We start from the raw sequence: 23,675 nt of genomic DNA, 5'->3' as shown, positions 1-23,675 counted from the left end.
TGCGATCAAAGTGTGATCACGCATAGGGGGTGCAAGAGTGCGACCACCCAAAGTCAGCCTATCACGCTCAGGGCGCTGCTCATAACTTCCGCTGGCCAGGCCTGCAACAGGTAATCCCGTTAAGCCACATGGCCTATCTCCTGGCCTCTGGATGCTGAGGCCCTGCGGCATGGCCCGCACCCGTTTTATCAACTCAATAGGTTATGCAGCGCGATAATGACAGGGTGATTGTTGTCGGTTTTTCTCGCCGATTCATCTGATTTAAATCTACTTGTGGCTTGATATCCATCAAGATTCAAACACGCTGGCAGTTTTAAGGTCAGCTTGATAGCACGCGCGTGCGTGGTGAACAGGAGGGGACATGAGACTCGATCAATATTCAATTCGGACCCAGTTGTTGGTGGGGTTTGGTGTGACGCTGGCCATCTTCATGGTCGCCGTGCTGGGCGCATTCTGGCAGTTGCTTCAGGTCGAGACGGATGTCGACATGGTGGTGGGCAATCGCTACCCCAAAGTCATGCAGGCGCAGGCGGTGGTTCGGGGGGTGATCGATAACGGACGTTCGCTGCGTGCTGCGGCGATGGCTGAGACGACTGCCGATGCCGATGCGGCCATTGAACGTATCCGGAAAACGCACCAATCGCTCAGCGATGACATCGACCGCTTGCTTGCGGCAATGACCACGCCCAAGGGGCGGGAACTCGCGGAAGGCATGGCCACCGCACGCACTGCCTTGACGCCGATGTATGATCAGTCCTTTTCCTTGATCCGGTCAGGCGACAAGTCCAAGGCAGCCTCTTACTTCAAGGAGGTGGCGGCTGCCAACAATGCCCTCTGGGCTGCTGCCGATGCCTTCGGCAAGTATCAAGAAGGCGAGATGGAAAAAGCGGCGGCTGCTGCCAAGTCTGCTGTGAGTACAGTACAAACCGTACTCTTGATTGCGGCCTTGATTGCTGCGGTGATCAGTATCGGTATCGCGCTGCGTTTCTCCGGTCAGGTCGGACGTCGTCTCGCAGCCGCCGTTGGCGTGGCCGATGCGATTGCTGCCGGGCGCCTGGACAGTCATGTGAACGATGATGGCGCCGACGAAATCGGTGCCTTGCTGCGTGCGATGGACCAGATGCAAGCCGGATTACGGGGGATGGTCGGTGAAATCGGCAGCATCGTCGATGCCGCCGAGCGTGGCAATCTGAAGCAGCGCATGTCGCTTCAGGGCAAGCAGGGTTTCGGTTTGCAGATCGGTGAGTCGCTCAATCGTCTGGTCGAAACAGTGGATGCCAGCCTGCAGGATATTGCCAATGTCGCCAAGGCGCTGGCGGAGGGGGATCTCAGCCGTGAGGTGAGCGGGCAGTATGCCGGTGCTTTTGGTGAGACGGCGCAGGCGGTCAATCAGACGGTTTTCTCCCTGCGCTCGGTGCTCTCCGATGTCCAGGCCATGGTGGATGCTGCCTCCCACGGGGATTTCTCGCATCGGATGGAACTTGATGGCCGTCGCGGCTATGCCCTGAATCTGGCCGAGATGCTCAATGCGCTGGGCGATACGGCCAATCGGGCCTTGTCCGATATTTCCCGTGTTTCCGTGGCGCTGGCACAGGGTGATCTGACCCAGAAGATCGATCAATCCTACCCGGGGCTGTTTGGCGCGACGGCAGAGAGCATGAACGCCATCTGCGACAACCTGCAGACGCTGGTCGGCGATATTGCCGGGGCAGTGAGCATGATCTCCACCGCGGCCAAGGAGATTGCTTCGGGTAATCAGGATCTCTCCAGCCGGACCGAAGAGCAGGCATCCAGCCTGGAAGAAACCGCATCCAGCATGGAGCAGCTGACCAGCACCGTGAAGCAGAACACCAGCAATGCCGTGCATGCCAGCGAACTGGCACGGGCAGCGGAGGCGGTCGCCAAGCAGGGCGGCGGTGTCGTGCAGCAGGTGGTTGAAACCATGACCACGATCCACCAGTCGAGCGCCCGCATCGGCGACATCATCAGCGTGATTGACGGGATTGCCTTCCAGACCAATATTCTGGCCTTGAACGCCGCAGTCGAGGCAGCCCGGGCAGGCGAGCAGGGGCGCGGGTTTGCCGTGGTGGCGACCGAGGTCCGTAATCTTGCACAGCGCAGTGCTTCCGCAGCGCGTGAGATCAAGGACCTGATTTCCGACTCGGTGAGCAAGGTTGATATGGGCAATCGTCAGGTCGGCCAGGCCGGTGAGACCATGGCGCAGGTCGTCTCCAGCATCAGCGAGGTGGCGCAAATCATGGCCGAGATTTCGGAAGCCAGCCGTGAGCAGACCGCCGGGATTGAGCAGGTCAGCCTGGCGGTGAGCCAGATGGATGAGGTCACGCAGCAGAACGCTGCTCTGGTTGAAGAAGCGGCTGCCGCGGCTGAGAGTCTGGACGATCAGGCGCACAGCCTCTCTGCCGCAGTAGGGAAGTTCAAGTTGGCCAATACGGGGCGCCCGATGCTGGCGGCACCGGGCGGTGCGGGCAAACCGCAACGGGGTGCTGTTCCCTCGCCGCGTGCCAGTTCCGGTGGTCGGCCCGTGCTGGCGTCACCCAAGTCGGCTGCGCCCGATCTGGATGGTGACTGGGCGGAGTTCTGACCCAATCCAAGGCGGGGGCAATCCCCGCCTTTTCGCTTCTGTTCTGGCGTTTGGCCATTTTCAGCATGCCCGTATTTTGCTAAAGTCATTACTGACCCATTGGTCAGTAAAAGGTGGCTCAAAATGAAGATTCCGCGCACATTCACATTGGTGATTTTGCTCGCACTGGGCGCTGCGGCCGTGTGGTTCGGCTGGCAGGCGCAGCAGGCCAGGCAGTTGCCCGAGGGGCTGTTTGCGGCCAATGGCCGGCTGGAGGCGACCGAGGTCGATGTCGCGACCAAGGTCGCAGGGCGTCTTGGCGAAATGCGGGTTCAGGAAGGCGATACGGTGACGCTCGGGCAGTTGCTGGCGCGTCTGGATGCGAGCGAACTGGAGGCTCAGGTCCGTGCCGCCCAGGCTCAGGTTGAACAGGCCCAGCGGGCGGTCGATGAAACCCGGGCCGGGGTGCGTAAATCGCAGTCCGATGTGAGCCTGGCCGATAAAACCCTGAAGCGCTCTGAAGAACTGGTTGGGCGTGGCTTTCTTTCCCGCAGCAAGCTGGACAATGATCAGACCACCAAAGCCGGTGCCGAGGCCGGGGCCGCGCAGGCACGCAGCCGGGTGGCCGAGGCCGGAGCTGCCGTGGCGTCGGCGCAGGCGCGCCTGGAGAGTCTGCAGGCCACGCTGGCCGATCTCAGCCTGAAGGCCCCGATCAACGGGCGGGTGCTGTACCGGCTGGCACAAGCAGGAGAGGTCTTGCCCGCCGGGGGCAAGGTGCTGACGCTGGTCGATCTGAGCGATATGTACATGACCGTGTATCTGCCCACGGACTTGGCGGGGCAATTGGCCATCGGCAGTGAAGCGCGGATTGTGCTGGATGCTTATCCCGATCAGCCGGTGCCGGCAACGATCAGCTTTGTCGCACCCAAGGCCCAATTTACCCCGCGCGAGGTTGAAACCCGCAGCGAACGTGAAAAACTGATGTTCCGCGTCAAGGTCCGACCGGATGCAAGCTGGCTCGCCGCGCATCGCGATCTGGCCAAGGGCGGCATGCCTGGCGTGGCCTACCTGCGCAAGGATCCGGCGCTGGTTTGGCCGGCTTTTCTGAGCCTGGCACAGCCCTGAGGTGCGCTGCGTGTCGCCAGAGGTAGCCAGTTTAGAGGGCGTGACCCAGCGCTACGGTGCGGTTTGTGCGCTCGATGATGTCAGCCTGAGCCTGCCGGCAGGCAGGATGGTGGGTTTGATCGGGCCGGATGGGGTCGGCAAATCGTCGTTGCTGGCGCTGGTGTCCGGCGCGCGCGCCGTTCAGCAGGGACGCGTGACGGTGCTCGGCGGCAATATGGCCGAGTCCGCTTTTCGTGCGGCGGTGTTGCCGAGCATTGCCTACATGCCGCAGGGCTTGGGCAAGAATCTCTATCCGACCTTGTCGGTCTTCGAGAATGTCGATTTCTTCGGTCGACTCTTCGGGCAGGGCAAAAACGAACGCCTGAGCCGGATCGATGAGTTGCTGCGGGCGACCGGGCTGGCGCCGTTCCGGGATCGTCCGGCTGCCAAGCTTTCCGGTGGCATGAAGCAGAAGCTTGGCTTGTGCTGCGCCCTGATCCACGATCCTGATCTGCTGATCCTGGATGAGCCGACGACCGGCGTTGATCCGCTGTCGCGCCGGCAGTTCTGGGAGTTGATCGAGCGTATCCGGGCGCGTCGGCCCGGCATGAGCGTGCTCGTGGCCACCGCCTACATGGAAGAAGCGGAGCGTTTTGATTGGCTGGTCGCGATGGATGGCGGGCAGGTGATCGGCACGGGCTCGCCGGCTGAGTTGCGCGAACGCACCGGCCAGCAGAGCCTTGATGCCGCCTTTATTGCGCTGTTGCCGGCCGCGCGGCGGGGGGGGCATCAGGCCCTGAGCATTCCGCCCCGCCAGGGTAACGATGCCGATCTGGCCATTGAAGCGCGTGGCCTGACCCAGCGTTTTGGCAGTTTTACGGCGGTCGACCATGTCAGTTTCCGCATCCCGCGGGGCGAGATTTTCGGCTTTCTGGGCTCCAATGGCTGCGGCAAGACGACCACGATGAAAATGCTCACCGGCCTCCTGCCGCCGAGCGACGGCGAGGCCCGGTTGTTTGGCGAGGTGCTCGATGCCCGCTCGCTGGAGACCCGCCGGCAGGTCGGCTACATGTCACAGGCCTTTTCGCTGTATGGCGAGCTGAGCGTGCTGGCCAACCTCGATTTACACGCACGCCTCTTTCATCTGCCGGATGCCGAGCGTGTGGCGCGTATCGGCGACTTGGTGCAGCGCTTTGGCCTGGCTCCCTATGCCGATCAGGCGGCGGCCGACTTGCCGCTGGGCATTCGCCAGCGCCTGTCGCTGGCCGTGGCGGTGGTGCATTCGCCGCGCCTGCTCATCCTGGACGAGCCGACCTCCGGTGTTGATCCGGTGGCGCGCGACCAGTTCTGGGCGCTGCTGGTCGAGTTGTCGCGCGAGCAGGGTGTGACCATCTTCATTTCGACCCATTTCATGAACGAGGCAGCACGCTGCGACCGCGTTTCCCTGATGCATGCGGGGCGGGTGCTGGCCAGCGACACGCCGGCGGCACTGTGTGCGGCGCAGGGCGAAACAGGCCTGGAGGCTGCCTTCATCCGCTATCTTGAGGCTGCCACCGCGGCTCAGGATGCGGCGGCGGGGGAAGCAACTGCGGCCGGTATGACCCCGGCGGCCCCGACGGTCAACCCGGAAAATGCCGCCAAAATCGAGGTCGACCGTCGGCCATCCGCGACCGGCAACCGCTGGTTCAGCCTGCGCCGCCTGCTCGGCTATGCCCACCGCGAAACCCTGGAACTGCGGCGCGATCCGGTACGTCTGGCCTTTGCGCTGATCGGTTCGGTGTTGCTGATGTTCGTGCTCGGTTTCGGTATCTCGCTCGACGTCGAAGGCCTGCGCTTTGCCGTGCTGGATCGGGACCAATCGCCGGAGAGCCGGGCCTATGTGCGTAATCTCGCCGGCTCGCGCTACTTTGTCGAGCAGGCGCCGATTGCCGACGATGCAGACCTCGACCGGCGCATGCGGCGCGGCGACATCGCGCTGGCCATCGACATCCCGGCCGGTTACGGGCGCGATCTGCGGCGCAATCGCGGGCCGGAAATCGGCATGTGGATCGATGGTGCGATGCCTTACCGGGGCGAGACCATTCGCGGCTACGTGCAGGGGATGCACCTGCAGTACGTGCAGCAACTGGTGCTTGAAAAAACCGGGAACAACGTCGCCTATCCGGTGAATATCGTCTCGCGTTACCGCTACAACCAGGATGTGAAGAGCATTTACGCCATGGTGCCGGCGGTGATTCCCTTGCTCCTGATCTTCATCCCGGCCATCCTGATGGCGCTCGGGGTGGTGCGCGAGAAGGAGCTGGGCTCGATCACCAACCTGTATGTGACGCCGGTGACGCGCTTCGAATTTCTGCTCGGCAAGCAACTGCCTTATGTGGTGGTCTCGATGCTCAGTTTCCTGTTGCTGGTCGTGCAGTCGCAGTGGGTGTTCGCGGTGCCGATCAAGGGCAGTTTTGCCGCCTTGAGTCTGGGCGCTTTCCTCTATGTGATCACGACCACCGGGATCGGCCTGCTCATGTCGACCTTCACGCGCACACAGATTGCCGCCTTGTTTGGGACGGCGATCCTGACCATCCTGCCCACGGTCAGTTTTTCCGGCCTGACCACGCCGGTGGGCGCGCTGGAAGGCCTGAGTTACTGGATCGGGCAGTGTTTCCCGGCGAGTTATTTCCTGATCATCAGCCGCGGTACCTATACCAAGGCGCTTGGCGTGGCCGATCTGTGGCCGCAGTTTCTTGCGCTGGCGGCCTTCATCCCGCTGCTTACCGTGCTCTCGGTGGCTTTGCTGAAAAAACAGGAGGCATGATGCGCTGGGCCAGCCTTGCCAATATCTACCGCCTGGGGCTCAAGGAATTGAAGAGCCTGTGGGCGGATAAGACCCTGCTCATCCTGATCTGCTGGGCGTTTTCCGGCGCCATTTACACAGCAGCGACCGGCGCGTCGCAGGAGCTGCGCAATGCGCCGATTGCCATCGTCGATGAAGATCAGTCGCCGCTTTCACGCCGTTTGGTCGATGCCTTTTACCCGCCGTATTTTCGGGCGCCCGCCCGCATTGGCATGGCGGAGGTCGATGCCGGCATGGATACCGGGCGCTACAACTTCGTGCTTATCATTCCCCCGCGCTTCGAGCAGGATGTTGTGCGTGGGCGGACGCCCGAACTGCAGTTGAACATCGATGCGACGATCATGACCCAGGCCTTCATCGGCGCGACCTATATCAAGTCGATCGCCTTGGGCGAGGTCAATGAATATCTGAGCGGCAGCCGGGAGAGCGCGGCCACGCCCATCGTCCTGACGCCGCGCGTGCGTTTCAACCCCAACCTGGTCGGCTACTGGTTTGGCGGCGTCATGGAGGTGATCAACAACGTCACCATGCTCACCATCATCCTGGTCGGCGCAGCATTCCTGCGCGAGCGCGAGCATGGCACGCTGGAGCACCTGCTGGTCATGCCGCTGACGCCGTTTGAAATCATGATGGCAAAAATCTGGGCGAACGGCCTGGCCGTGCTCTGCGGGGTGAGTTTTGCCTTGCTGGTCATGGTCGAACAGGTGCTGGCCGTGCCCATTGCCGGCTCATTGCCGCTTTTTCTCGCGGCGGCCGCCTGTTATCTGTTTGCCGCCGCGTCGATCGGGATCTTTTTGGGCACGCTGGCGCGCTCGATGCCGCAGTTCGGCCTGCTGGTCATCCTGTGCATCATTCCGCTCCTTCTGCTTTCCGGCGGTGTCTCGCCGCGTGAAAGCATGCCGGAACTGGTGCAGAACCTGATGCTGGCCGCGCCGACCACGTATTTTGTCCGGCTCGCCCAGGGCATTCTGTATCGCGGCGCAGGTTTCGACATGGTCTGGCCCGATCTGGCCTGGATGGGGGCGGTGGGGGCGGCTTTCTTCGGGCTTGCTTTGGTGCGCTTCCGGGCGGCGGTGGCGGGCGCCCAGGGCTGAATGCCGCGTTTTCCGGCGGCGCCTGTTAACATCGCGGTTTTCTCGCGAATTCAGCCCGCCCCATGCCTTCCCCAATTTTTGCCGATCTGAGCCCGTCGACCGTCTGGCAGCACTTTGCCACCCTCTGCGAGATACCTCGCCCCTCCAAGCAGGAGGCGGCCTTGCGCGCCCATCTGCAGGCCTGGGCAAGCGGGCAGGGTCTGCCGGCCGAGGTCGATGCGGCGGGCAATCTCCTCATCCGCAAGCCGGCCGCGCCGGGGTGTGAGGCCTGGCCGACAGTGGTCCTGCAGGCGCATCTCGACATGGTCTGCCAGAAAAACCGCGGCAGTGCGCACGATTTCACGCGCGATCCGATTGTGCCGGTGCTACGCGATGGCTGGCTGATTGCCGAGAATACGACGCTGGGGGCGGACAATGGGATCGGTGCTGCCCTCATGCTCGCCGTACTGGAAGCCGCGGACCTCCGGCATGGGCCGATTGAAGCCTTGTTCACCGTCGACGAAGAGGCCGGCATGGGCGGTGCGCGTGGTTTGGCGCCGGGCTGGCTGACCGGGCAGTTGATGCTCAATCTCGATACCGAGGACTGGGGCGAGTTTTACCTCGGCTGCGCCGGCGGGCTCGATGTCGATGTCAGCCGACCGGGCGAGGCGGAGCCACTCCCCGCGGGCTGGACGGTGTGCCGCATTGCCCTGAGCGGTTTGCGCGGTGGACATTCCGGGGTGGATATTCACGAAGAGCGGGGCAATGCGATCAAGCTGCTGGTTGAAGTCCTGCATGATCTGGCCGGGGTGATGCCCTATCGGCTGGTCTCGCTGCAGGGCGGTACGGCGCGCAACGCCTTGCCGCGCGAAGCCTTTGCCGTGATTGCGCTGCCCATGGCCGAAGGGCTGGAACGCTGGCTGGCGACGCAACAGTCGGGATTGCGCGAGCGCCTGCGCGGCGTCGATGACGGGCTGAGCCTGGCGCTGGAGGCGGCGGAGAGCGAGTCGGTGATGGCCGGGCAGGATCAGTTTGCCTGGCTGGCGGCCCTGCATGCGGCGCCGCATGGCGTGCGCCGGATGAGCCGGCAGGTGCCGGGCGTGGTCGAGACCTCGAATAACCTCGGCATGGTCGATCTGCACCCCGGGGGCGGGCAGGGTAATTTCATGGTGCGTTCCTTGGTCGACCGGAGCGCGGGGGCGCTCGCTGATGAGATCGTCAGCCTGTTTGCCCTGGCCGGGACCGAGGCGGTGAAGTCCGGTCAGTATCCGGGCTGGACGCCGAATCCGGATTCGGCGCTGCTGAAAACCTGTCAGGCCGTGTTTGCCCGCGAGTTCGGGGGCGCATCGGCGGTCAAGGTGATTCACGCCGGCTTGGAGTGCGGCATCATCGGTGCCCAATACCCGGGCATGGACATCGTCTCATTCGGGCCGACCATCCGTGGCGCGCATGCGCCGGGCGAACGGGTCGAGGTGGCGGCAGTGGCGCGCTGCTGGGACCTGCTCAAGGCGATTCTGGCTGCGCTTGGCTGAGCGGCATTCGGCCTTCCGTCTCATGAAAAAACCGCCAGGGCCCAGTGTGGGCGATGGCGGTTTCCGGTCTGACGGTCGACCCCGGAAAAGGGGTCGAAATGGGTGTCAGAATGGGTCAGGGTGGGTCAGGGCCGTTGATCAGTCCGGCAGATCCTCGGCGCGCAGCATGAAGACGTATTCGTCGCCGGCCTGCGTGTCCAGCCAGGTGAAGGGCAGGGTCGGGTAGGCGGCTTCCAGTTCGTCGCGGTTGTGGCCGATCTCGACGACCAGCACGCCGTCCTCTGTCAGATGCTTTTTCGCCTCGGCCAGAATGATGCGCGTGAAGTCCAGGCCATCCTCGCCCGAGCCGAGGGCGAGTTCCGGTTCATGCAGATATTCCGGCGGCAAGGCCGCGACGGATTCGGCATTCACATAAGGCGGATTCGAGATGATCAGGTTGTAGCGCTTGCCGGCCAGCGCCGTGAAGGCGTCGGAATGGACGAGCGAGACACGATCCTGCAACTGATAGTCGGCGACATTGCGCTCGGCGACGGAAAGGGCGTCCTGCGAGAGGTCGACCGCGTCCACCTCGGCATTCGGGAAGGCCAGGGCGGTCAGGATGGCCAGGCAGCCGGAGCCGGTGCACAGGTCGAGCGCGGATTCAACGGCCCAGGGATCGTCGATCCACGGCGTGAGCTGCTCTTCGAGCAATTCGGCGATGAAGGAGCGCGGCACGATGACGCGGTCGTCGACGTAGAAACGATGTTCCCCCAGCCAGGCTTCGTTGGTCAGGTAGGCAGCCGGCAGGCGGTCTTCGCAGCGGCGGCGGAAGACGTCCAGCAGGCGCTCGCGTTCGTGCGGCAGCAGGCGCGCATCGAGGAAAGGCTCCAGGCGGTCGAGCGGCAGGTTGAGCGTGTGCAGCGTGAGATAGACCGCTTCGTCCCAGGCGTTGTCGCTGCCGTGGCCGAAGAAGAGGCCGGCACCGTTGAAGCGGCTGACGGCGTAGCGGATGAAGTCGCGTACGCTGACCAGTTCGGTCAGGGCAGCGGGGTGGGCAAGGTCGCTCATGCGGTCAGGGTCTTTTCAAGAATGCGGTGGTAAATGGCGGACAGCTTGGGCAGCGCGTCGACGGCAATGCATTCGTCGATCTTGTGGCTGGTTTCGTTGACCGGGCCGATTTCCAGCATCTGCTTGCAGATTTCGGCAATGAAGCGGCCATCCGAGGTGCCGCCGGTGGTCGAGAGTTCCGTCTCGATGCCGCAAACCTCGCGGATCGCCGCGCTGGCGGCATCGGCAAGCGGGCCGCGGCCGGTCAGGAAGGGGCGGGCGCCCAGCGTCCATTTGATCTCGTGGTCGAGGTGGTGCTTGTCGAGAATGGCGGTAAGGCGGGACTGCAGGCCTTCCGGGGTGCTGGCCGTGGAAAAACGGAAATTGAACTTGATTTCCAGTTGACCGGGGACGACGTTGGTTGCGCCCGTGCCGGCATGGATGTTGGAAATCTGCCAGCTGGTCGGCTGGTAATACTCGTTGCCTGCATCCCACTGCGTGGCCGCCAGTTCGGCGAGGGCGGGCGCGGCTTCGTGGATCGGATTGCGGCCTTTTTCCGGATAGGCGATGTGGCACTGGATGCCTTTCACCGTCAGCACGCCGGAGAGCGAGCCACGGCGGCCATTCTTGATCATGTCGCCCAGGGTGTTGACCGAGGTCGGTTCGCCGATGATGCAGTAATCGATTGATTCGCCGCGTGCCTTCAAGGTCTCGACGACGGCGACGGTGCCATCCGTGGCATCGCCTTCCTCATCCGAGGTGAGCAGGAAGGCAATACTGCCCGGATGGGCCGGGTTGGCCGCAACGAAGGCTTCAGTGGCGGTCAACATCGCCGCGAGGGACGATTTCATGTCGGCCGCACCGCGCCCGTAGAGCATGCCGTCGCGCACTTCGGGGGCGAAGGGCGGGGAGGTCCATTTGTCGAGCGGGCCGGTCGGCACCACGTCGGTATGGCCGGCAAAGACAAACAGCGGTGCGGTTTCGCCACGGCGCAGCCAGAGATTGGTCACGCCATTGCGGTTGATGAATTCAGCCTTGAAGCCCAGTGCCGCAAGGCGGTCGGCAAACAGTTGGCAGCAACCGCCGTCTTCGGGCGTGACGGAGGGCCGGGACATGATTTCCCGGGCCAGTTCAAACGTGGGGTCGGACATGGTTATTCGTCGTCGTCGGCCAGGCTGAGCTTGAACTCCTTGAAGGAAGCGCCACTTTCGGTGGTTTCCTCGAAGTCGAGCGTGGGCGGAGCGGTGGGCGCTTCCTCCACTTTGCCGTGCCCGAATTCGGAGTTGTTGATCAGCCAGGACAGGTTGGTAGGCGAGTCGGCGTTGGCCAGTGCTTCGTCGAGGGTGATCTTGCCTTCCTTGTACAAGCGGAAGAGATCCTGCTCGAAGGTCTGCGAGCCCGGGGCCAGGGTTTGCTCCATGGCTTCCTTGATCGCCTGGATTTCACCGCGCTCGATCAGCTCGCTGATGTGGCGGGTGTTGAGCATGGTTTCTGCCGTGGCCATCAGGGTGCCGTCCGGGCGCCGCACGAGGCGCTGGGACACGATGGCGCGCAGGGAGACCGAAAGGTCCATGAACAGGGCCGGGCGGTTCTCGATCGGGAAGAAACTGATGATGCGGTTCAACGCATGGTAGCTGTTGTTCGCATGCAGCGTAGCCAGGCAGAGATGGCCGGTCTGCGCGTAGGAAATCGCGGCCTGCATGGTGTCCTTGTCGCGGATTTCCCCGATCAGGATGCAGTCCGGTGCCTGGCGCATGGCGTTTTTCAGCGCGGTCTGCCAGTCATGGGTATCCATGCCGATTTCGCGCTGGTTGACGATCGATTTCTTGTGCTTGAACAGGAATTCGATCGGGTCCTCGATGGTCAGGATGTGGCCGGCCCGGTTGGCATTCCGGTGATCCAGCATCGAGGCAATGGTGGTCGATTTGCCGGAGCCCGTCGAGCCGACGATCAGGATCAGGCCGCGCTTTTCCATGATCAGTTCCGGCAGGATGCTCGGCAGACCGAGCGTATCCAGCGGCGGAATGTTGCCCAGGATGAAGCGGATGACGAGGCCAATGGAGCCCCGTTGCCGGAAGATGTTGATCCGGAAGTTGCCCACCCCGGGCACGCCGAACGAGATGTTCAGCTCATTGTTCGCTTCGAAGGTGGTGACCTGCTCCGGCGACATCAACTCATAAGCGATCTTTTCGATCATGTCGGGCGTCATGACCTGCTGATTGACAGGTACGGTGTTGCCCTGGATCTTGATGTGGATCGGCGTGCCGGCGGAAATGAAGATGTCCGAGGCCTGCTTTTCCGACATCAGCTGGAAGAGTTTGTCGAGGATCATGTCACGACCTTCGTGTCAGCGAAATCAGGCGCGCAGCAGTTCGTTGATGCTGGTCTTCGAGCGGGTCTGGGCGTCCACCTTCTTGACGATGATGGCAGCGTACAGGCTGTACTTGCCACCGTCCTTCGGCAGGGAGCCGGAGATCACGACGGAGCCCGGCGGGATCTTGCCGTAGGTGATTTCGCCGGTTTCGCGGTCGTAGATCGGGGTGCTCTGGCCGATGTAGACGCCCATCGAGATCACAGAGTTTTCACCGACCACAACACCTTCGACGACTTCCGAACGGGCGCCGATGAAGCAGTTGTCTTCGATGATGACCGGGCCGGCCTGGATCGGCTCGAGTACGCCGCCGATGCCGACGCCGCCGGACAGGTGCACGTTCTTGCCGATCTGGGCGCAGGAACCGACGGTGGCCCAGGTGTCGACCATGGTGCCTTCATCGACGTAGGCGCCGATGTTCACGTAGGACGGCATGAGCACGGCGTTCTTGGCGATGAAGGCGCCCTTGCGCGCGAAAGCGCCCGGCACGACGCGGAAACCGCCTGCCTTGAACTGCTCTTCGGTCCAGCCCTGGAACTTGGTGTCGACCTTGTCGTAAAAATTGATGTCGCCGGCCTTCTGGATGCGGTTGTCACGCGTGCGGAAGGAGAGCAGGACGGCCTTCTTGGCCCACTGATTGACGGTCCACTCGCCATTCACCTTTTCGGCGATGCGCAGCTTGCCGGCGTCGAGGTCGGCAATCACGGATTCGATGACCTGGATGGCCTCGGTGGATTGGGTGTTCAGCTCGGTGCGCTTTTCCCAGAGTTCGTCGATGGTGGCTTGCAGCGGATGGCTCATGAAGTTCTCTCTTGGTTACAGGTTTTGTGCGAATTGACGGATGCGCTGGACGGCTTCGAGGCATTCCTCGTGGCCGGCCACCAGTGCAATCCGAATGAAATTGGCCCCCGGATTGAGCCCCTGTGCCTCACGGGCCAGGAAACTGCCGGGCAGAACCACGACATTATAGTGTTCGAGCAGACCGCGGGCGAACTCGGTATCTGCAATCGGCGTACGTGCCCACAGATAGAAGCTGGCATCCGGCATGCCGGTGCCGAGGACCTCGGCGGCAATCGGCGTGCACGCGGCGAATTTCTCGCGATAGAGGCGGCGGTTTTCCTGTACATGGGCTTCGTCGTTCCAGGCTGCAACCGATGCGGTCTGGATCGGGGGCGCCATGGCGCAGCCGTGGTAGGTTCGGTACAGCAGGTATTGCGTCAGGATCTTCGCATCGCCCGCAACAAACCCGGAGCGCATGCCCGGTACATTGGAGCGCTTGGATAGGCTGGAGAACATCACCAGGCGTTCGTTCGAGCGACCCAGCAGCTTGGCGGCCTGCAGGCCGCCGATGGGCGGGTTTGCTTCATCAAAGTAGATTTCGGAATAGCACTCGTCCGAAGCGATGATGAAACCGTATTTGTCAGAGAGGGCAAACAGCGTCTTCCAGTCGTCGAGCGAGAGCACCTTGCCGGTCGGGTTGCCCGGCGAGCAGACATAGAAGAGCTGGACGCGCGCCCACTCGGCCGGGCTCAGACTCTCATAGTCGAAAGCAAAGCCGTTTTCCGGCAGCGTGTTGAGGAAACGCGGCTCGGCGCCGGAGAGGTAGGCTGCGCCTTCATAGATCTGATAGAAGGGATTCGGGCTGACGATGATCGGCACGTGGCCGCGGCTCGGATCGATGACTGTTTGCGCGAAGGAAAAAAGTGCCTCGCGGGAGCCGTTGACCGGCAGGATTTCGGTCTCTGCATTCAGGCTCAGGCCATAGCGGCGTTCGCACCAGGCAGCAATGGCCTGACGCAGCGCCGGAATGCCTTGCGTGGTCGGGTAATTGGCCAGGCCGCCCAAGCCTTTGCTGAGGGCTTCCATGATGAAAGCCGGCGTGGCGTGCTGCGGCTCGCCGATGGAAAGCTTGATTTCCTTGTAGGCGGGATTGGGGGTGACGCCGGCGAACAGGGCGCGCAGCTTTTCGAACGGATAGGGCTGGAGTTGGGCGAGATGCGGGTTCACGTCAGGGGCTGTCAGGTCGGTTCAAAGCAGGAATTATCGCTTAAAAATGACAGGCTGCCGTGTTTTGGTCATGCGGATGCGCGGATTATGCCCATGGAAAAACGCGCTGGATTTTTGCTGGCTGCAGGCTATATTTCAGCTTGGGAAAGAGAGGAGGATGGTCATGGCTGAGGGGAATTTTGAATACCTGCCTGCAGCGCTGGCGGTGGGCGTGCCTGAAATGGACACGGATCATGAGCGGCTCTTCGGTTGCCTGGAGGCCCTGAAGTCCGCTTGCCTGGGGAGCGAAGGCTTGCCGTTGCCGCAGGCCGAGTCTTTGTATCAGACATTGCAGGCCCATTGTGCGCTGGAGGAAAGTCTGGCCATTGCTGCCGGGGTCGACTTCGCTGATCACCGGGAAAAGCACCGGAAGATGCTGCTCAGCATCCGGCGCATGCTGGATGAAGTGGAAGCCGGGCGGGCCGATGTGTTCAGCCTGCTGCGCTATATCGACTACTGGTTCGAACGCCACATTGTCGATGCTGATCAGGGGCTGGCCAGCAGCTTGTTGCAGGGCGCTGATTTTTCCTTGCAGCGTGCAGGGCAGTGGGGTTTTCCTGATCCGCTTCAGATGCCGACCTGAGGTATGGCAAGAGCAGTTTAAGGCGCTATCTCCCGCCCCGGGTCTGAATGGGGCGGCGTTGTGGTGTTTGTCCGTCCGCCTGTGCGTCTGTGCTTGGGTTTCAGGTAGCCCTGATGGCGGGCGCAGTTCGCGTCAGTAATCGATATGTCCCGGCGTATCCCGCCAGGCATGCATGACAGCATCTGCATCAGGCAGCTCGATCCGGATAAGGGGAAGGCGGCGATTTGCAGGGGGTGCGCTCAGTTCCTGGTAAAGATCGGCGTCGCTGAAACCGATTTCGGCGGCAATGTGGCGCGGATTGGCATAGACCACGCGTTCAAGCTGAGCCCAGTAAGCCGCGGACAGGCACATCGGACACGGCTCGCTGGAAGCGTAGAGGGTGCAGCCGTGCAGGTGAAAATTGCCCAGCGCAATCGCCGCTGTCCGGATGGCCGCAATTTCGGCATGGGCGGTCGGGTCATGGCTGGCGACCACCCGGTTCCATCCCTCGGCAATGATCTGGCCATCTTTGACCAGTACGGCACCGAAGGGGCCGCCTTCGCCGCGCTGGCTCCCTTCGCGTGCCAGTTCCAAAGCACGTTTGAGAAAGCGGATGTCGTCGGTGTCGGAGGGCATCAGGCAAACTCCCGTGATGAGCGTTGCGGCCGCACCGGAAGGCGCAGGGCATTGGGATGCTATCATACGCTCCCGCTGCGCTGCAGCATGATGCGCGCGGCCTTTCATCATGCGCCTGACCAAACTCAAACTCGCCGGCTTCAAGTCCTTTGTCGATCCGACTGCCGTTGCCTTGCCCGGGCAATTGGTGGGGGTCGTCGGCCCCAATGGCTGCGGCAAATCCAACATCATGGATGCCGTGCGCTGGGTGCTGGGCGAGTCCAAAGCCTCGGAGTTGCGTGGCGAGTCGATGCAGGATGTGATCTTCAATGGTTCGACCAACCGCAAGCCGGTATCGCGCGCCTCCGTTGAACTGATTTTCGACAATGCGCTCGGTCGGGCCATGGGGCAGTGGTCGCAGTATGCCGAGTTGTCGGTCAAGCGCGTCCTGACTCGCCAGGGGCAGTCGGACTACTTCATCAACAACCTGAAGGTCCGCCGCAAGGACATCACCGATCTTTTCCTCGGGACCGGCCTCGGGCCGCGCGCTTACGCCATCATCGGCCAGGGCATGATTTCGCGCATCATCGAGGCCAAGCCGGACGACCTGCGTGTTTTCCTGGAAGAAGCTGCCGGGGTGACGCGTTACAAGGAGCGGCGCAAGGAAACCCACGGTCGACTCGAAGATACGCGTGAAAATCTGCTCCGTGTCGAAGACATCCGCGAAGAACTGGGGCACCAGATCGAGCGCCTGGAATCCCAGGCCGAGGTGGCGCGTCGTTATCACGCCCTGAACGAACAACTGGTCCGGCGTCAGCAACTGCTCTGGTTTCTGCGCAAGCGCGAGGCGGATGCCGAGCGTCAGCGTCTGGCGCTGGAGGTTGAGCGGGCGACGACCGACCTGGAGGCGCAAAGCGCCGCCTTGCGGGAAACCGAGGCGCGGGCTGAAGAAAATCGCGAGGCGCATTTTGCTGCGGGCGATGCGCTGCACGCTGCGCAGAGCGAGATGTATGCGGCCAATGCCGAGGTGGCGCGCCTGGAAGCCGAAATCCGGCACCGTCGCGAATCGCGCAGCCAGCTGGAGGCGCGCCTTGTGCAGCTCGAAACCGAACTTGCGCACTGGACGGAAACAGCTGAAAAACTGGTTGCCGACCGCGAACGCTGGGAAGAAACGCAGGAAATGACCCGTTTGCGTGCCGAGGAGGCCGAGGAGCGTCTGCATCAGCAGATGAATCTGGCGCCGCAGGTGGAAGAGGATCACCAGCAGGCGCAGGAAGAGTTGCAGCGCCTGAAAACACGCACCACCAACGCCGAGCAAAAACTGGAAGTCGAACTCACCCACAAGGCGCATGCGCAACGTGCCCTGCAGGCCCTGGCTCAGCGGCGTGAACGCCTGCGTGAGGAAACCTTCGGCGAGGCACCGGATGAACTCAGTCTGGCCGAAAAAGAGGAAGAACTCGAACTCCTGAAGGAAGAACTGGCCGGTGACCAGGATCACCTGCAGCAACTGCAGCAGGAAATGCCGCAGTTGGAGGCCCGTCGTAAAGCCGCGCAGCAGGATCTGCAGCGCCTGGAGCGCGAACTGGCGGCCGGTCAGGCGCGGCGTGCTGCGCTGGCTCAGATGCAGGCAAAAACCCTGGCCAGCGGCACGCTGCCGGATTGGTTGCGGCGCCACGGTCTCGATCAGGCGCCGGCGCTCTGGCAGCAAATTCACGTTGAAGCCGGCTGGGAAGAGGCGGTCGAGGCCGTGCTGCGTGAGCGCCTTTCTGCCATTGCCTGCGACGATCCCGCCAAATTGGATGCCTGGCTGCACGACCGCCCGGAAGGGCGCCTCTCCGTCGTGCTGTCGGGGCACCCGACGGTCAACGGTGAAAAACGCCCTGATTTGCTGGTCGACCGTATCCGTACCGATGTGCCGGGCATGGCGCAGGCCCTGGCCGATTGGCTGGGCGCGATCCGGATCTGCGAGACGCTGGCCGATGCGTTGGCCCAGCGCGCCAGCCTCGCCGAGGGCGCGGCGCTGGTCACGCGTGGCGGTGATCTGGTGACACGGGCCAGCGTGACGTTTTTTGCCCCGGATCAGGGCGAACACGGTCTTCTGGAACGCCAGCGGGAAATCGAATCGCTGGCCGAAGGCATCCTGATGGCCGAGGAAAAGACGGAGAACCTGCGCGAGCAGGTGATGTTGCTCGACGAGCAATTGGCCGACAAGCAGGAAGAAATGTCGGAAATCCGCCAATACGTCACCGACCGCCAGCAGCGCGTGCACGCGACGCAGATGGAAGTCCTCAAGCTGTCGCAGGCCATCGAGCGCTACAAGGAACAGAAAGAGCGCATCGCCGAACAGCAGGCCGAGCTTGCTGAGGAAGAGGAAGGCGAGCGCGAGCGTGAAATGGCGGCCGATGAGCGCATCGAGGAAATTCGCGACGGTCTGGCCCGCATTCGCGTGCTGGTGGCCGGGGCGCAATCACGACTCGATGAGTGCGAGCGTGCGGTACGGGCCGAGCGCGAGCGCAATGCCGATCTCGATCGCGCCCTGCGCGAAGCCCAGTTTTCGGCGCGTGAAGCAGACAGCAAGCTGCAGGATTTGTTCGCCCAGCAGGCGGTGGCGCAACGCGAGCTGACCCGGATCGAGCGCGATCGCGCCGCGTGTGCCGCGCAAGTTGAATCGGCGCCGGCCGATGTCATGGAAGAACAGCTCCAATTGGCGCTCGAAGCGCGTCAGCAGGCCGAGCAGGCGCTGGCCGCCCGTCGCGATGCGCTGGAAGCGGCGACGCAGGCGCTGCGCATGCTCGAAGAGCAGCGTCTGAAAATCGAGCAGGGCCTGGAGCCCTTGCGGGCCAGGATTGGCGATCTCAAGCTGAAGGAACAGGCGGCCGCCCTGAACGCCGAGCAGTTTGCCATGCAGTTGCTGGAGGCCGGGGCGGACGAGGCGGCGCTGCAGGACGCGCTGGTGGCAGAGGGCGGAGCGGCACGTCCGTCTACCCTGCAGGGCGAGATCACGCGGCTGTCGAACGCCATTGCCGACCTTGGTGCGGTGAACCTGGCGGCCTTGCAGGAACTGGAAACGGCCAGCGAGCGCAAGGGCTATCTCGACATGCAGGCCGCCGATCTGACCGAAGCCATGGAAACCCTGGAAAACGCCATCCGGCGGATCGACCGGGAAACGCGGGAATTGCTCCAGCACACCTTCGATACGGTCAACGGTCATTTTGGCCGCCTTTTCCCCGAACTCTTCGGCGGTGGTCGTGCCGAACTGGTGATGACCGGCGAGGAAATCCTGGATGCCGGTGTACAGGTCATCGCCCAGCCGCCGGGCAAGAAGAATTCGACCATCCACCTGCTCTCGGGCGGTGAAAAAGCGCTCACGGCCATCGCGCTCGTCTTCTCGATGTTCCAGCTCAATCCGGCGCCGTTCTGCCTGCTGGACGAGGTGGATGCGCCGTTGGACGATACCAATACCGAGCGTTTCTGCGGTATGGTTCAGAAAATGTCAGCAAATACGCAGTTCTTATTTATTTCCCATAATAAAATCGCGATGGAAATGGCCGAACAACTGGTCGGCGTCACCATGCAGGAGTCCGGTGTGTCTCGTGTGGTGGAAGTGGATATCGAAGAAGCCTTGAAAATGAGGGATGCGGCTTAAATGACCGAACTCCAGATGGGATTGATTGGCCTGGGCGTAGCCGCAGTGGTGGGCGTGCTGGGTTATAACAAGTGGCAGGAAATGCGGCATCGCAAGGTGGCGGAGTCGCTCCTCAAACCGCATCCGGAAGATCCGCTGCTGGGCGGTCAGGCGCGTGTCGCGCCGGCCATGCCAAGCGCGGCACCGCTTGTCCGTACGGAACCGGCTTTGATGCCTGAGCCGGTCGTGCCGGTCAGTCCGGAACGCCTGGAACCTGTGTTGGCCGAACATGCCGCCGAACAGGGGATGGCACGGATGGCAGAGCCGGTGGCACCTGTGGCGCCGGTCATGCCACCGCCTGAACGGATGCCGGAGCCTGTTCCTGCAGCGTCTGTGATGCCTGCTTATGTGCCGCCGGCAGATGAGATCCCGGCCATGCCGGTGATGCCGCCTGTCGCCGACCTGCCGCCGCCGGCGCCTGTGGTTTCCGAAGAAGTGCTCGATACGCTGCCGGAAAGCGTGGTCCCGCCGACGCTGCTGGATCCGCGCCTGGAATACATTGTCGCCATGGAACTGGTGGATCCGGTATCGGCCACCCAACTCATCAATGCCCAGCGCGACGCCTTGGCGCGTCTGCACAAGCCGGTGCATTGGGTGGGTTTCAACGAACGGACCCGCGAATGGGAGCGCCTGTCGTCCGAACACGACATCGCTGTGCGCCGCTTGCGCGTCGGCCTGCAACTGGTGAATCGCCTCGGTCCGGTACCAGAGGCGGATGTTGCCATTTTCTCGAATGCGATGGCCGCGCTGGCGGATGGCCTGATGGCGGTGGCCGACATGCCCTCCATCCGCGTGCTGGATCAGGCAGCGGAGATCGACCGTTTCTGTGCCGATGTCGACCTCGAAATCGGCATCAATCTGGTCAGTCGTGCTTCGGCATTCTCCGGCACCAAGATTCGTGCGCTGGCCGAAGCGGCCGGCATGGTGCTGGGCAATGATGGCTTGTTCACCCGTTTCGACGATGAGGGGCGGGCCTTGTACAGCCTGCAGAACTTCGAGACGGCCCGCTTCACCCAGGAAAACATTCGCGCCATCAATACCCATGGCGTGACCTTCCTGCTCGATGTGCCGCGGGTCGATCACGGCGAGCGCGTGTTCTCGCAGATGATCGAACTGGCCAAGCGTTTCGCCGAAGCGCTGCAAGGCGCGCTGGTCGATGACAACCGTCAGCCCTTGTCCGATACCCAACTGGATCACATCCGCCGCGAATTCATCGGCAAGCCGCAGGCCACCATGGCGCGCTATGGTTTGCCGGCAGGCTCGGTGCAGGCACTGCGCCTCTTTTCGTGATGTCTGAGTCGTTTGTGGCGCGCGCAGCCTGGCTGCGCGCCGAGTTGGAGCGTCATAACCACGCGTATTACGTCCTCGATCAGCCGACCATCCCGGATGCCGAGTACGACCGCTTGTTCCGTGAATTGCAGGCCCTTGAGGCCGCGCATCCTGAACTGGCCAGCCTGGACTCCCCCACGCAGCGCGTTGGCGCTCCGCCGCTGAAGGCCTTCCCGCCGCACGCCCACGGCGTGCCCATGCTCTCGCTCAACAACGCATCTGAGCCCGAGGAGGTCGCTGCATTTGATCAGCGCGTACGCGATGGCCTGGAAACCATTCAGGCGATCGACTATGCGGTGGAGCCCAAATTTGACGGTCTGGCCATCAGTCTGACGTATGAGGACGGGCTCTTTGTCCGTGGTGCGACCCGTGGCGATGGCGCAACGGGGGAGGAGGTCACGCCGAACTTGCGGACCTTGCGTTGCATTCCCTTGCGCCTGCAAGGCTCGGGCTGGCCCGCGCGTCTCGAGGTGCGCGGTGAGGTGCTGATGTTCAAGGCCGATTTTGCCGCCTTGAATGCCCGCCAGCGCGAGCGCGGTGAGAAAGAGTTTGCCAACCCGCGCAATGCGGCCGCCGGGAGCCTGCGCCAGCTGGACTCGGCCATCACGGCCAGCCGTCCGCTCTCGTTCTTTGCCTATGGCCTGGGCCTGGGGGCGGATGCCATGCCGGTGAAGACGCATGCCGAGGTGCTCGATTGCCTTGCTGCGTGGGGCTTCCCGGTCGCCGCCGAGCGTCGCGTCGTGCAGGGCAGCCGTGGCCTGCTCGGGTATTTTGCTGACATCGGCGAGCAGCGTCCACGCTTGCCGTATGACATCGATGGCGTGGTCTATAAGGTCAATCGACTCGATTGGCAGGCAACACTGGGCTTCGTGTCGCGCGCCCCCCGTTTTGCCATCGCGCACAAATTTCCTGCCGAAGAAGCCACGACCGAGGTGCTCGGCATTGATGTCCAGGTCGGGCGGACCGGGGCGATCACCCCCGTGGCGCGCCTGAAGCCGGTCTTTGTCGGTGGTGTGACCGTCACCAACGCCACGTTGCACAACGAAGACGAAGCGCGGCGCAAGGATGTCCGTGTCGGCGATACCGTGATCGTCCGCCGGGCTGGGGATGTGATTCCCGAGGTGGTGGCGATCGTTCCGGAAAAGCGTCCGACGCGCGACTTGTTTGGCGGCGAGCCTTTGCATCCTCCGTTCGAGTTGCCGAAAACCTGCCCGGAATGCGGGTCGACCGTCGAGAAGGGCCTCGACGAAGCCGTGGCCCGCTGTACTGGCGGTCTATTCTGCCCGGCGCAGCGCAAGCAGGCCTTGTTGCACTTTGCCGCACGGCGCGCCATGGACATTGAAGGTCTGGGCGACAAGCTGGTTGATCAATTGGTCGATGCCGGCTTGGTGCATACGCCGGCAGACCTCTACGCCTTGCAGCTGGAACAATTGGCCGGGCTGGAACGGATGGGGGAGAAGTCCGCGCAGAATCTGCTCGCCGCCATCGACCGCTCCAGACAGACCACGCTGGCCCGCTTCATCTTCGCGCTCGGCATCCGCAATGTGGGCGAAGCTACGGCCCGCGATCTGGCCCGCCATTTCGGCGATCTGCCGGCTTTGCGCCAGGCCACGCTGGATCAGCTTCAAGCCGTGCCCGATGTCGGTCCGGTGGTGGCGGCCAGCCTCGCGTCATTTTTTGCGGAGTGGCATAATTGCGATGTCATCGACAAATTGTGTCAGGCCGGTGTCGTCTGGGTTGCTGAAACGCCTGTGGCCGATACGCCGCAGGTTTTTGCCGGCAAGACCCTGGTGTTGACTGGGACGCTACCGACCTTGAAGCGCGATCAAGCCAAGGCCATGGCAGAAGCGGCCGGGGCCAAGGTGGCAGGGTCGGTGTCGAAGAAAACCGATTACGTGGTGGCGGGCGAAGAAGCCGGTTCCAAGCTGGATAAGGCGCTGGAACTGGGGGTGCCGGTCATCGATGAAGCCGCATTCTTGAAATTGCTTGAAGGACAGACAGAAGCATGAAAAAAGTACGTAAAGCCGTCTTCCCTGTCGCCGGGATGGGAACCCGTTTCCTGCCGGCCACCAAGGCCAGCCCGAAGGAAATGCTGCCCATCGTGGATAAACCCCTGATTCAGTATGCCGTTGAGGAAGCCGTGGCGGCCGGCGTGACCGACATGATCTTCGTGACGGGCCGCTCCAAGCGGGCGATCGAGGATCACTTCGACAAGGCCTATGAGCTGGAAACCGAGCTGGAAGCGCGCGGCAAGCTGCAGATGCTGGAATTTGTCCGCAACATGATTCCGAAGAACATCAACTGTATCTACATCCGCCAGCCGGAAGCCCTCGGTCTGGGCCACGCCGTGCTGTGTGCCAAGCCGGTGATCGGCGATGAGCCGTTTGCCGTGCTGCTCGCCGATGACCTGCTGGATGGCGAGGTGCCGGTCATGAAGCAAATGACGGATGCCTACGATTATTACCGCTGTTCCGTGCTGGGCGTCCAGGATGTGCCGCGTGCCGACACCAAGAGCTACGGGATCGTCGATGCCCGTCCGGTGGCCGATCGTCTGGAACAGGTGAATGCCATCGTGGAAAAGCCGAAGCCGGAAGAAGCGCCGTCCACCCTGGCGGTGGTCGGCCGTTACATCCTGACGCCGCGCATCTTCCATCACCTGGAAACCATCAAGCCGGGTGCCGGTGGCGAGATTCAGCTGACGGATGGTATTGCTTCCCTGATGAACGAGGAGCAGGTGCTGGCCTATCGTTATGATGGGACGCGCTATGATTGCGGCTCGAAGCTTGGCTATCTGCAGGCGACCGTCGTGTTCGGTCAGCGTCACCCGGAAGTGGGGGCCGCATTTGGCGATTATCTGAAAACGGTCGCCTGAGTCTGCTTCGGATGGGTTTGAATGGCAGCGCCCT

General features: G+C 62.7%; 17 protein-coding genes. 11 read left to right on the top strand and 6 right to left on the bottom strand.

Annotation, left to right across the window (positions count from 1 at the left end; all coding sequences use genetic code 11):
- Window positions 1-361: 361 nt before the first annotated feature.
- The 5 genes from AACO21_RS13265 (at window position 362) to AACO21_RS13245 (ending at window position 9,135) form a co-directional block, all read left to right on the top strand.
- Entirely contained in the window at window positions 362-2,602 is a 2,241-nt protein-coding gene (locus tag AACO21_RS13265) for a methyl-accepting chemotaxis protein (protein ID WP_346193004.1), read from the top strand.
- 123 nt (window positions 2,603-2,725) lie between these two features.
- Window positions 2,726-3,706 carry an HlyD family efflux transporter periplasmic adaptor subunit gene (locus AACO21_RS13260; protein ID WP_346193003.1) on the top strand — a complete coding sequence of 327 codons (981 nt, stop codon included), beginning with the start codon at window positions 2,726-2,728 and terminating at the stop codon, window positions 3,704-3,706.
- Between the two features lie 10 nt (window positions 3,707-3,716).
- Window positions 3,717-6,491, top strand: coding sequence for a ribosome-associated ATPase/putative transporter RbbA (gene rbbA / locus AACO21_RS13255; protein ID WP_346193002.1), 2,775 nt, complete (start codon window positions 3,717-3,719; stop codon window positions 6,489-6,491).
- Window positions 6,488-7,624, top strand: a complete 1,137-nt coding sequence (locus tag AACO21_RS13250; protein WP_346193001.1) for an ABC transporter permease — start codon at window positions 6,488-6,490, stop codon at window positions 7,622-7,624. The genes rbbA and AACO21_RS13250 overlap by 4 nt, the downstream gene beginning before the upstream one ends.
- A 62-nt stretch (window positions 7,625-7,686) precedes the next feature.
- The gene (locus tag AACO21_RS13245; RefSeq protein ID WP_346193000.1) at window positions 7,687-9,135 is read left to right on the top strand and encodes an aminoacyl-histidine dipeptidase; all 1,449 of its coding nucleotides are present in this window, start codon (window positions 7,687-7,689) and stop codon (window positions 9,133-9,135) included.
- 138 nt (window positions 9,136-9,273) lie between these two features.
- Here the strand turns inward: AACO21_RS13245 and prmB are convergent, their stop codons facing one another.
- Genes prmB through dapC form a run of 5 tightly spaced genes read right to left on the bottom strand, consistent with a single transcriptional unit; the run spans window position 9,274 to window position 14,539 of the window.
- On the bottom strand, window positions 9,274-10,182 hold the full coding sequence (gene prmB / locus AACO21_RS13240) for a 50S ribosomal protein L3 N(5)-glutamine methyltransferase (protein WP_346192999.1): 909 nt from the start codon (window positions 10,180-10,182) through the stop codon (window positions 9,274-9,276).
- On the bottom strand, window positions 10,179-11,312 hold the full coding sequence (gene dapE / locus AACO21_RS13235; RefSeq protein ID WP_346192998.1) for a succinyl-diaminopimelate desuccinylase: 1,134 nt from the start codon (window positions 11,310-11,312) through the stop codon (window positions 10,179-10,181). Before dapE ends, prmB begins: the two co-directional genes overlap by 4 nt.
- A 2-nt stretch (window positions 11,313-11,314) precedes the next feature.
- Window positions 11,315-12,493: a PilT/PilU family type 4a pilus ATPase gene (locus AACO21_RS13230; protein WP_346192997.1), complete on the bottom strand. Its 1,179-nt coding sequence runs from the start codon at window positions 12,491-12,493 to the stop codon at window positions 11,315-11,317.
- A gap of 24 nt (window positions 12,494-12,517) precedes the next feature.
- On the bottom strand, window positions 12,518-13,333 hold the full coding sequence (dapD, locus tag AACO21_RS13225) for a 2,3,4,5-tetrahydropyridine-2,6-dicarboxylate N-succinyltransferase (protein WP_346192996.1): 816 nt from the start codon (window positions 13,331-13,333) through the stop codon (window positions 12,518-12,520).
- A gap of 15 nt (window positions 13,334-13,348) precedes the next feature.
- Entirely contained in the window at window positions 13,349-14,539 is a 1,191-nt protein-coding gene (dapC, locus tag AACO21_RS13220; RefSeq protein ID WP_346192995.1) for a succinyldiaminopimelate transaminase, read from the bottom strand.
- Here dapC and AACO21_RS13215 point away from each other — a divergent pair.
- Window positions 14,528-14,710 (top strand): hypothetical protein, encoded by a 183-nt coding sequence (locus AACO21_RS13215; protein WP_346192994.1) that lies wholly within the window; start codon window positions 14,528-14,530, stop codon window positions 14,708-14,710. The two genes, dapC and AACO21_RS13215, sit on opposite strands and share 12 nt — an antisense overlap.
- The gene (locus tag AACO21_RS13210; RefSeq protein WP_346192993.1) at window positions 14,703-15,161 is read left to right on the top strand and encodes a hemerythrin family protein; all 459 of its coding nucleotides are present in this window, start codon (window positions 14,703-14,705) and stop codon (window positions 15,159-15,161) included. The genes AACO21_RS13215 and AACO21_RS13210 overlap by 8 nt, the downstream gene beginning before the upstream one ends.
- 132 nt (window positions 15,162-15,293) lie before the next feature.
- On the opposite strand, the gene AACO21_RS13205 is transcribed toward AACO21_RS13210, so the two are convergent.
- The gene (locus AACO21_RS13205; RefSeq protein WP_346192992.1) at window positions 15,294-15,776 is read right to left on the bottom strand and encodes a nucleoside deaminase; all 483 of its coding nucleotides are present in this window, start codon (window positions 15,774-15,776) and stop codon (window positions 15,294-15,296) included.
- 109 nt (window positions 15,777-15,885) lie between these two features.
- Here AACO21_RS13205 and smc point away from each other — a divergent pair, with 109 nt between their 5' ends.
- The 4 genes from smc to galU are packed head-to-tail and all read left to right on the top strand — an operon-like array spanning window position 15,886 to window position 23,641.
- Window positions 15,886-19,401, top strand: a complete 3,516-nt coding sequence (smc, locus tag AACO21_RS13200) for a chromosome segregation protein SMC (protein ID WP_346192991.1) — start codon at window positions 15,886-15,888, stop codon at window positions 19,399-19,401.
- Complete coding sequence (locus AACO21_RS13195; RefSeq protein ID WP_346192990.1) at window positions 19,402-20,730, top strand: cell division protein ZipA C-terminal FtsZ-binding domain-containing protein; 1,329 nt, start codon at window positions 19,402-19,404, stop codon at window positions 20,728-20,730. It abuts the gene before it with no gap.
- Window positions 20,730-22,778, top strand: coding sequence for an NAD-dependent DNA ligase LigA (gene ligA, locus AACO21_RS13190; protein WP_346192989.1), 2,049 nt, complete (start codon window positions 20,730-20,732; stop codon window positions 22,776-22,778). Before AACO21_RS13195 ends, ligA begins: the two co-directional genes overlap by 1 nt.
- The gene (gene galU / locus AACO21_RS13185; RefSeq protein WP_346192988.1) at window positions 22,775-23,641 is read left to right on the top strand and encodes a UTP--glucose-1-phosphate uridylyltransferase GalU; all 867 of its coding nucleotides are present in this window, start codon (window positions 22,775-22,777) and stop codon (window positions 23,639-23,641) included. Before ligA ends, galU begins: the two co-directional genes overlap by 4 nt.
- Window positions 23,642-23,675 lie beyond the last annotated feature (34 nt).

Source organism: Dechloromonas sp. ZS-1 (assembly GCF_039649255.1).
In the GTDB taxonomy this organism is placed as follows: domain Bacteria; phylum Pseudomonadota; class Gammaproteobacteria; order Burkholderiales; family Rhodocyclaceae; genus Azonexus.
This window is presented reverse-complemented; position numbering and strand designations above follow the sequence as displayed.

What these genes read in the sequence shown, in the direction of transcription:
- AACO21_RS13265 (WP_346193004.1), top strand. Translation starts at nt 362, where the DNA reads ATGAGACTCGATCAATATTCAATTCGGACCCAGTTGTTGGTGGGGTTT.
- AACO21_RS13260 (WP_346193003.1), top strand. Translation starts at nt 2,726, where the DNA reads ATGAAGATTCCGCGCACATTCACATTGGTGATTTTGCTCGCACTGGGC.
- AACO21_RS13250 (WP_346193001.1), top strand. Translation starts at nt 6,488, where the DNA reads ATGATGCGCTGGGCCAGCCTTGCCAATATCTACCGCCTGGGGCTCAAG.
- AACO21_RS13245 (WP_346193000.1), top strand. Translation starts at nt 7,687, where the DNA reads ATGCCTTCCCCAATTTTTGCCGATCTGAGCCCGTCGACCGTCTGGCAG.
- prmB (WP_346192999.1), bottom strand. Translation starts at nt 10,182, where the DNA reads ATGAGCGACCTTGCCCACCCCGCTGCCCTGACCGAACTGGTCAGCGTA.
- dapE (WP_346192998.1), bottom strand. Translation starts at nt 11,312, where the DNA reads ATGTCCGACCCCACGTTTGAACTGGCCCGGGAAATCATGTCCCGGCCC.
- AACO21_RS13230 (WP_346192997.1), bottom strand. Translation starts at nt 12,493, where the DNA reads ATGATCCTCGACAAACTCTTCCAGCTGATGTCGGAAAAGCAGGCCTCG.
- dapD (WP_346192996.1), bottom strand. Translation starts at nt 13,333, where the DNA reads ATGAGCCATCCGCTGCAAGCCACCATCGACGAACTCTGGGAAAAGCGC.
- AACO21_RS13215 (WP_346192994.1), top strand. Translation starts at nt 14,528, where the DNA reads ATGCGGGTTCACGTCAGGGGCTGTCAGGTCGGTTCAAAGCAGGAATTA.
- AACO21_RS13210 (WP_346192993.1), top strand. Translation starts at nt 14,703, where the DNA reads ATGGCTGAGGGGAATTTTGAATACCTGCCTGCAGCGCTGGCGGTGGGC.
- AACO21_RS13205 (WP_346192992.1), bottom strand. Translation starts at nt 15,776, where the DNA reads ATGCCCTCCGACACCGACGACATCCGCTTTCTCAAACGTGCTTTGGAA.
- smc (WP_346192991.1), top strand. Translation starts at nt 15,886, where the DNA reads ATGCGCCTGACCAAACTCAAACTCGCCGGCTTCAAGTCCTTTGTCGAT.
- AACO21_RS13195 (WP_346192990.1), top strand. Translation starts at nt 19,402, where the DNA reads ATGACCGAACTCCAGATGGGATTGATTGGCCTGGGCGTAGCCGCAGTG.
- ligA (WP_346192989.1), top strand. Translation starts at nt 20,730, where the DNA reads ATGTCTGAGTCGTTTGTGGCGCGCGCAGCCTGGCTGCGCGCCGAGTTG.
- galU (WP_346192988.1), top strand. Translation starts at nt 22,775, where the DNA reads ATGAAAAAAGTACGTAAAGCCGTCTTCCCTGTCGCCGGGATGGGAACC.